A 1,844-nucleotide genomic window follows, 5' to 3' on the forward strand; every position below is an offset into this window, starting at 1 on the left:
TGATTTTCTGAAATCACTGGATTATACACTGGATTATACACTGGATTATACACTGGATTATACACTGGATTATACACCAGACTCTTAAAGTAGCTTGGCTTGACCATGCTTCTTAACATAGTCTCGCATAAAGGCTCTAACGGCTTGTGAAGCCGTTGTATCTTGGTTATCGCAAGCGTGTTTAAAGGCTTTTAGCAGGTTTTCATCTACTTTTGCTGTGAACAGCTTATCTTTTGGGGCTTCCATAGTAATTCCTTATATATTGGGTATATACGGATTATATACTAAGTCTATAAAACATCAATGGCGTCTTAAAGTATATACTTGGTATATACGTTTTATACACTGTTTATATATAAAATTCTTTTAAAAGCCTTTAAAGGTAAGGGCTGAGCTTATCTATCTATTCACATTATGTTTTTTATCAAATATCTCTACACTCAATCTGCTGATTGAGTGTTTTTTTTATTTGTTTTTTTTTCTTAAAAGCCTATGTTATATAGCCTAGGGGGCTATATAACACTTGACCGCTTATCTGTTGTTGATATGCTCTTGGTTGAGCCTTGAGCTGATTTCAAGCAACACTCACCCTAAAGGGAATGAAAGCAGATTTTGCTCTCAAGCCCTTTAGTGCTGTTGCTTTGATGTTGATGTCATGCCCTCGGCATCGCCCATCGCCTCATCAAGGCCGTATCACTGTATCAAGCTACGGCTGCATAGATTACGGTTGATAGCACCGCCTAGACGCGCTCTATGCCACGTTTTAAGCCGTTCTGACGCTAGCAAGGGGCAAACCCCAATATACCGCTATAGATACGCTTAAAACGCCACTCATTGCGCTGCTCTTATCCTTTGTCTAGTAACCCCTGTCGGGAGCTTTCGTATCACCCACACAATGCAGTCGTCGCTGATGCCTGCCACCCATTGCTAGGGAACAGTTAGAGGACGATAGGGGCGATGTAACGATCAAATAGGGAGTTAGGCGTTTTATGTATTTAGACTTGCAAATCAGGCGGTGTGTGCCTTAGAATACCCTTAACGGGCTATATGCTGGTCAAATAACGCTGTACTAGAGCTTATTTGGTCGTTACAGTCGTCGCCAAACGTCTGTAACCGTTAACGAATATTAACGACAAAGCCTTCAACGTGTCAAGCGTTGAAGGCTTTTTCTATGCAAAATTGTCCAACAGTTGTTGATTTTGCTTGGGCTAAGGTCGAGTATTGGCCAAGATCAGCCGTTCTTTTTCGGCTGTCCTGGTCAATACTGACCCAACAACCGATAGGGCGTTAGTTCTTTGCATCGCCCCTAGGCGATGTTAAGCCCCAAAGGGGTGTATTTTCGTCCAGAAAATGCACAGACCATCACCCCAAGTGTGGGCTGCGTGGGGGAGCCGAAATCGTGGTGGCAGTCGTCCAGACTAGCCACAGCTGACCCCTAGGGCTGCGGTAGATTTTGGGGGTGAAACCCGCCGTCAGTAAGCACTGACCTCGGGCGTTTTAACTGCCGCACTTCAAAAGGGCAAAAAACGTACGAGGTCAGTGGTGTAACCACTGTCGGCCGCCAAGTAAATCGGAACAACGTGGAGATTTGCGCTGGAACGAAGTGGAAGGCAACTGAAAAGCGGCAGCGAGGTCGTCCAGACCACGCAAGACAAGGGTAGGGCGTTCAGCCCGTTAGCCTTGTCTGGTGACGTTTTTTAGGCGCAGCGAAGCGTAGTATGCTCTTTTCGGTGTATAATCTGGTGTATAGACCGACTTAAAAAGTGGTGATTTTCTGAAATCACTGGATTATACACTGGATTATACACTGGATTATACACTGGATTATACACTGGATTATACAC

Annotated in this window: 2 protein-coding genes; one reads left to right on the forward strand and one right to left on the reverse strand. The window is 44.4% G+C overall.

The genetic code is table 11. The features are described 5' to 3' along the window. Nucleotides 1-84: 84 nt before the first annotated feature. A complete protein-coding gene (locus tag Q0890_RS13610) occupies nucleotides 85-246 on the reverse strand; it encodes a hypothetical protein (protein WP_193834150.1) in 162 nt (53 codons plus the stop codon). A 1,067-nt stretch (nucleotides 247-1,313) separates the two neighbouring features. Here Q0890_RS13610 and Q0890_RS13615 point away from each other — a divergent pair. Continuing rightward, nucleotides 1,314-1,439, forward strand: a complete 126-nt coding sequence (locus tag Q0890_RS13615; RefSeq protein ID WP_299222064.1) for a hypothetical protein — start codon at nucleotides 1,314-1,316, stop codon at nucleotides 1,437-1,439. The last annotated feature ends 405 nt before the right edge of the window (nucleotides 1,440-1,844 follow it).

The organism is uncultured Psychrobacter sp., from assembly GCF_947488565.1.
In the GTDB taxonomy this organism is placed as follows: domain Bacteria; phylum Pseudomonadota; class Gammaproteobacteria; order Pseudomonadales; family Moraxellaceae; genus Psychrobacter; species Psychrobacter saeujeotis.

Bases quoted from the DNA above. Each gene is read 5' to 3' on its own strand.
- Q0890_RS13610 (WP_193834150.1), bottom strand. From the start codon at position 246: ATGGAAGCCCCAAAAGATAAGCTGTTCACAGCAAAAGTAGATGAAAAC.
- Q0890_RS13615 (WP_299222064.1), top strand. From the start codon at position 1,314: ATGTTAAGCCCCAAAGGGGTGTATTTTCGTCCAGAAAATGCACAGACC.